The sequence below is a fragment of the Microbacterium sp. H6 genome (genome assembly GCF_003314775.1).
In the GTDB taxonomy this organism is placed as follows: Bacteria; Actinomycetota; Actinomycetes; order Actinomycetales; family Microbacteriaceae; genus Microbacterium; species Microbacterium oxydans.
This window is the reverse complement of record NZ_QOAY01000309.1, coordinates 2602-8209: the sequence shown is the minus strand read 5'-3', so window position 1 is coordinate 8209 and position 5608 is coordinate 2602. Positions and strand designations below refer to the sequence as shown.

The window sequence follows — 5608 nt, the reverse complement described above, 5'->3', positions numbered from 1 at the left end:
GGCGGTGCCGTCGAAGGCAGGCCAGGACCTGGCTCGGGGCCAGAGGGGATCGTGGCTCAGCGGTCGGGAGGACGAGGGCATGGTCAGACGCCGGGGATCAGGGCGTGCGCGATGGAGAAGATGACGAGACCGGCCAGGGCGCCGACGAACGTGCCGTTCAAACGGATGTACTGCAGGTCGCGGCCGACCATGAGCTCGATCTTCTCCGTCGTCTCCGCCGGGTCCCAGCGTTCGACGGTGTCGGTGATGATCGAGGCGATGTCGTGCCGGTAGCGGTCGACGAGGAAGACCGCGGCGTCCGATACCCACGTGTCGACGCGGTTCTGCAGCGCGGTGTCGGTCGTGAGGCGCTCCCCGACCTCCTGCAGGGCCTGCACGGCGCGGCGTCGGAGGCCGCTCTCGGGATCGGCGAGGGCAGCGAGCAAGCCGTTCTTCGCGGTGTTCCACGCCTCAGCGGCCAGAGCGCCGACGCGGGGGCTGTCGAACAGCGACGCCTTGGCGTTCTCGAGCTTCGCCCGCGTCGCCGGGTCGTTCTGCAGGCTGCCGGCCAGACGTGCCAGATAGCCGTCGACCGCGAGGCGTGCCGGGTGGTGGGGGTCGGCCTGCACGGCGTGCACGAACTTGACCGCCTCGTGATACACCGTGTCGTCCACGAAGCGGTGAGCCAGCTTCGGCACCCACCCCGGAAGGCGCCGGGAGACCAGACCGCTGAACGATTCGGCGTTCGCGTCGAGCCAGCGCGAGATGCTGTCGGCGGCGAGGTCGACAGCGCCGTGATGGGCATCGGCCTCGACGATCTTCTCGAGCCACGCTCCGGCGGGCGGACCCCACTCGGGATCGACCAGATGCTCGCGGGCGAGGTCCGTGATCAGGTCTCGCACGTCGTCGTCGCTCAGCGCGTTGAGCACGGCCGTGGCGATCGTCGCACCCTCGGCGCCGACCCGCTCCGCATGCGGGGCCTCACGCAGCCAGTCGCCTGCGCGCAGAGCGATCTTCGTGGTCGACAGCTTGGTGCGCACTACGTCGGCGGCGAGGAAGTTCGTCTCCACGAACTCGCCGAGCGAGCGGCCGATCTCGTCCTTGCGGTTCGGGATGATCGCGGTGTGCGGGATGGGGAGCCCGAGCGGGCGTCGGAAGAGCGCGGTCACCGCGAACCAGTCCGCGAGCGCACCCACCATGCCGCCTTCGGCCGCCGCGCGCACATAGGCGAGTCCCTCGATGCGCTGCTGGAACGCGAAGGCGAACACGAACACGACGGCCATGAACACCAGGGCGCCGAGGGCGACGGCCTTCATGCGTCGGAGCGCGCGGAGGCGCTCCTGGTCGGCGGGCGAGAGCTGCGTCATCGGTGTTCGCGGCATGACGTCATCCTTTCACGCCACCGCACCGGCGGCCCTGTGCGCGGAGCGTGCGCTGTCTCGGCGCACAGACAGCCGGATACCCCCTGGGGGGAGTACCCTCGAGGGGTGATCGAAGACATCAAGAAACGTGCGCTGCACCGCACCAGCATCCTCGAAGGACAGATGCGCGGCGTCGCGCGGATGATCGAGAACGAGGACTACTGCATGGACATCATCACGCAGTCCCGCGCCATCCAGCGCTCCCTGGAGTCACTCAACCGCCTGCTGCTGGAGAACCACCTGCAGACGCACGTCACCCACATGTTCGAGGAGGGCGGCGAGGAGCGGGAGAAGGCCGTCGTCGAGCTGCTCAAGGCCTTCGACTTCGACCGCAAGTAGGGTCCAGGGGCGGCGCGACACAGCGCCCCGACGGAGTCGTCGAGGCGCTGCGCGGTGAGTCACCTGCCGCTGTCGTCGAACACCTCGCCCTCCATGGCGTCGTAACCCTCGGCCTGCGGGTCGCCGTGGGAGCCGCCGGAGATCGCGTACTCCTCTTCGGGCGACAGCACCAGACGGTGGCGGAAGAAGAGCCCGAATCCGAGCAGGATCACGACGTAGACGATGGCGATCGCCACGATGGCGGGGCCGAACGTCGGATTCAGCAGGAACCCGACGAAGATCAGCGCGGCGATCACGAGCGCTACAGCTGCGCCGGGGATCCCCCACGGGCTCCGGTACGGCCGCGCGACGTCCGGGTACTTCCTGCGGAGGATCATGAACGACACCAGCTGGAGTCCGTAGGCGAGCACCGCGCCCCAGACCGCGATGTTCAGCACGATCGCGCCTGCCACCGACCCGGCGCCCTCGGCGTCGACGGCCGCGAGCACGTCGAGCACGATGAGGGCGACGAAACCGATCGCCGCACCGACGACGAGCGCCACCCACGGCGTCTGCCGCTTGCCGGTGAGGGAGAGGAAGCGAGGGTAGTAGCCTGCGCGGGAGAGCGAGTACATGTTGCGGCCGTAAGCGAACATGATGCCCTGCAGGGAGGCGAGCAGCCCGATCAGGGCGAAGAGCGCGAGCACCGCGGCGAGTTGGTCGCCCACGATGGCGCGGAAGCCGTCGAGCAGCGGCTCGCCCGCGGTGCCGGTGGCCTCGGCGCCGATCACGCCGGTGTTCAGGAAGAGGACGAGCAGACCCGTGACGATGAGGGTGCCGCGCGCCCAGAAGCCGGCCTTGGGGATGTCGCGGGTCGGGTTGTGCGACTCCTCGGCGGCCAGGGGCAGCTCTTCGATGCCGAGGAAGAACCACATCGCGAACGGGAGCGCGAACAGGATCGGCAGCACGCCGTGCGGCAGGAACTCCGTCTGGCCGGGGTCGGGGGCGATGTCCCACAGCGCGTCCCAGCTGAAGGCGCCGGAGAAGATCGCCATCAGGGAGAACACCAGGATGATGCCGATCGAGATGATCGAGACGACGATCGCGAATCGGAACGAGATCGCGGCCCCCGCGGAGTTCAGCGCGATGAACACGACGTAGAGGATGAGGTACCAGAGCCACCCCGGCAGCTGGATTCCCAGCAGCTCGCTCGTGATGCCGTTCGCATACGACGCCGAGAAGTAGACGATCACCGCCGTGGTCGCGACGTACTCGATCGTCTCCGCTGCGCCCGTGACCAAGCCGCCCCACGGTCCCATCGCCGATCGCGCGAAGGAGTAGGCGCCCCCGGTGTGGGGCATCATCGCGGCCATCTCGCCGATCGCGAAGATCATGCCGTAGTACATGAGCACGAGGATCACGAAGGCGATCAGCATTCCGCCGAAGCCCGCGAAGTCGATGCCGAAGTTCCAGCCGGAGAAGTCTCCGGAGATGACGGCGGCGACCGCGAGACCCCACAGGCCCCAGACACCGGCAGACCTCTTCAGGGTGCGTTTCTCGAAGTAGTCGTTCCCGGCGCGTGTATAGGTCGCCCCAGCGACCTTGCGGGATTCACTGCTCTGCTCAGACATCCGCTCTCCGTTCGCAAGCACACACAGGCGCCGGGTGCACCTTGCGGATGATTGTGACAGCCAATGGTAGTTTCGTCTACCTTTAAACGTCCTGGTGATCTACTCTGATGGCGAAGCCGGTCGGCCGATCGCTTCACCACGACGACGGGAGCGAGACGATGGCGGGAAACCTGAGCATCGAGCAACTGGATGCCGGCATCGCCGCCGGCGAGATCGACACGGTGATCGTGGCCTTCGCGGATGCGCAGGGGCGGCTGGTCGGCAAGCGGGTGTCCGCACGACTGTTCCAGGAGGACATCGTGCATCACGGTGCCGAGGCGTGCGACTACCTGCTGTCGGTCGATGTGGACATGAACACGGTCGACGGCTACGCGATGTCGGGGTGGGATCGCGGCTACGGCGACATGGTGCTGCGGCCCGACGTCGCGACGCTGCGCCGGATCCCCTGGCTGGCGGGGACGGCGCTGGTGATCGCGGACCTGGTGTGGGGAAACGGGGAGCCGGTGAGCCCGTCGCCGCGGGCGATCCTCGACCGTCAGCGCGATCGACTGGCCGAACGCGGCTGGACCGCGTTCTCGGGCACCGAGCTCGAGTTCATCGTCTTCGACAACACCTACCGCGACGCCTGGGCCCGCAAGTACGAGGGACTGACGCCGTCGACCGACTACAACGTCGACTACAACCTGCTCGCCTCCACCCGCCTCGAGCCGCTGTTGCGCGACATCCGCAACAGCATGGACGGCGCGGGCCTCTACTGCGAGGGCGTGAAGGGGGAGTGCAACCTGGGGCAGCAGGAGATCGCCTTCCGCTATGCCGAGGTGCGCGAGACCGCTGACCAGCACGCGCTCTACAAGAACGGCGCGAAGGAGATCGCGGAGCAGCACGGCCAGGCGCTCACCTTCATGGCGAAGTTCAATGAGCGCGAGGGCAACAGCTGCCATATCCACCTCTCGCTGCGCGCCGACGACGGCACTCCGGTCATGGCCGGAGACGGCGAGCACGGATTCAGTCCGATCATGGGGCACTGGATCGCCGGCATCCTCGCCACGCTCCGGGAGTTCACCCTGCTCTATGCGCCCAACATCAACTCGTACAAGCGGTTCGCGAAGGGCAGCTTCGCCCCGACCGGAGTGGCCTGGGGCATCGACAACCGCACCTGTGCGCTGCGTGTGATCGGGGCGGGGGCCGGGCTCAGGGTCGAGAACCGAGTGCCGGGCGGCGACGTGAACCCCTACCTCGGGATCTCGGCCATCATCGCCGGCGGTCTGTACGGCATCGAGAACGAACTGCCCCTGCCCGACCGCTTCACCGGCAACGCGTACGAGGCCGGCGTCGAACACCTTCCCACCACGCTGCGCGAAGCGGCACAGCTGTTCAGCGAGTCGGCCATCGCGCGCGAAGCGTTCGGCGACGACGTTGTGGAGCACTACCTGAACCAGGCGCGCATCGAGGTCGAGGCCTACGACGCCGCCGTCACCGACTGGGAGCGGATCCGTGGTTTCGAGCGGCTCTGACCCGGCACCGTTGATCGGGGTCACGACCTACCTCGAGCGGGCGCAGCAGGGGGTGTGGGATGTGCGGGCCGCGTTCCTGCCCGAGCAGTACCTGACCGGAGTGACGGCATCGGGCGGAATCGCACTGCTCCTGCCGCCACAGGACCCGGAGTCGGCGGATGCAGCCATCGCCGGGCTGGACGGACTGATCCTCTCCGGAGGGGCCGACGTCGCTCCCGAGCGCTACGGCGAGGAGCGGCATCCGCTCACGGATCCGGCCCGGGTCGACCGCGACGCGTGGGAGCTGGCGCTGTTCAGAGCGGCCGAGCGGCGCCGCATACCGGTGCTCGCGATCTGCCGCGGGCTGCAGCTCGTCAACGTGGCGCGCGGAGGCACTCTGCACCAGCACCTGCCCGAGTCGCTCGGCACCGAGCGCTACCGCCTGGGCGGAGGCGTGTTCGCCGAGAACGACATCGAGGTCTCGGGCGACACGGCGCTCGCCGGCGTCCTCGGTGCCGGCGACGTACGCGTGCACAGCTATCACCATCAGGGCATCGATCGGCTCGGGGAGGGGCTGGTCGCCGCTGCGCACTCCGCCGACGGACTCGTGCAGGCGTTCGTCGACACCGCAGATGGTCACGTCGTCGGCATTCAGTGGCATCCGGAGGAGAACGCCGAAGACCGACGTCTCTTCGAAGATCTCGTCTCGCACGCTCGCGCGTTCGCCGCCGGGCGGAAGGAGGACGCCCGATGAGCGCGTTCACAG

General features: G+C 68.3%; 5 protein-coding genes. 3 read left to right on the top strand and 2 right to left on the bottom strand.

Features of this window, described 5'->3' with window-relative positions; translation table 11 throughout:
- Positions 1–83: 83 nt before the first annotated feature.
- Entirely contained in the window at positions 84–1361 is a 1278-nt protein-coding gene (locus DSP71_RS21245) for a DUF445 domain-containing protein (protein WP_113681992.1), read from the bottom strand.
- Between the two features lie 105 nt (positions 1362–1466).
- On the opposite strand from DSP71_RS21245, the gene DSP71_RS21240 reads away from it, so the two are divergent.
- Positions 1467–1739 carry a metal-sensitive transcriptional regulator gene (locus DSP71_RS21240; protein WP_045263421.1) on the top strand — a complete coding sequence of 91 codons (273 nt, stop codon included), beginning with the start codon at positions 1467–1469 and terminating at the stop codon, positions 1737–1739.
- 59 nt (positions 1740–1798) lie between these two features.
- Here DSP71_RS21240 and DSP71_RS21235 read toward each other — a convergent pair whose 3' ends face one another.
- Entirely contained in the window at positions 1799–3349 is a 1551-nt protein-coding gene (locus tag DSP71_RS21235; RefSeq protein ID WP_113681991.1) for an amino acid permease, read from the bottom strand.
- Positions 3350–3456: 107 nt separating this feature from the next.
- On the opposite strand from DSP71_RS21235, the gene DSP71_RS21230 reads away from it, so the two are divergent.
- Positions 3457–4863 carry a glutamine synthetase family protein gene (locus DSP71_RS21230; RefSeq protein ID WP_046749788.1) on the top strand — a complete coding sequence of 469 codons (1407 nt, stop codon included), beginning with the start codon at positions 3457–3459 and terminating at the stop codon, positions 4861–4863.
- A complete protein-coding gene (locus DSP71_RS21225; protein WP_179515861.1) occupies positions 4844–5596 on the top strand; it encodes a gamma-glutamyl-gamma-aminobutyrate hydrolase family protein in 753 nt (250 codons plus the stop codon). Before DSP71_RS21230 ends, DSP71_RS21225 begins: the two co-directional genes overlap by 20 nt.
- Positions 5597–5608: the final 12 nt, after the last annotated feature.

Bases quoted from the DNA above. Each gene is read 5' to 3' on its own strand.
- DSP71_RS21245 (WP_113681992.1), bottom strand. From the start codon at position 1,361: ATGCCGCGAACACCGATGACGCAGCTCTCGCCCGCCGACCAGGAGCGC.
- DSP71_RS21235 (WP_113681991.1), bottom strand. From the start codon at position 3,349: ATGTCTGAGCAGAGCAGTGAATCCCGCAAGGTCGCTGGGGCGACCTAT.
- DSP71_RS21230 (WP_046749788.1), top strand. From the start codon at position 3,457: ATGGCGAAGCCGGTCGGCCGATCGCTTCACCACGACGACGGGAGCGAG.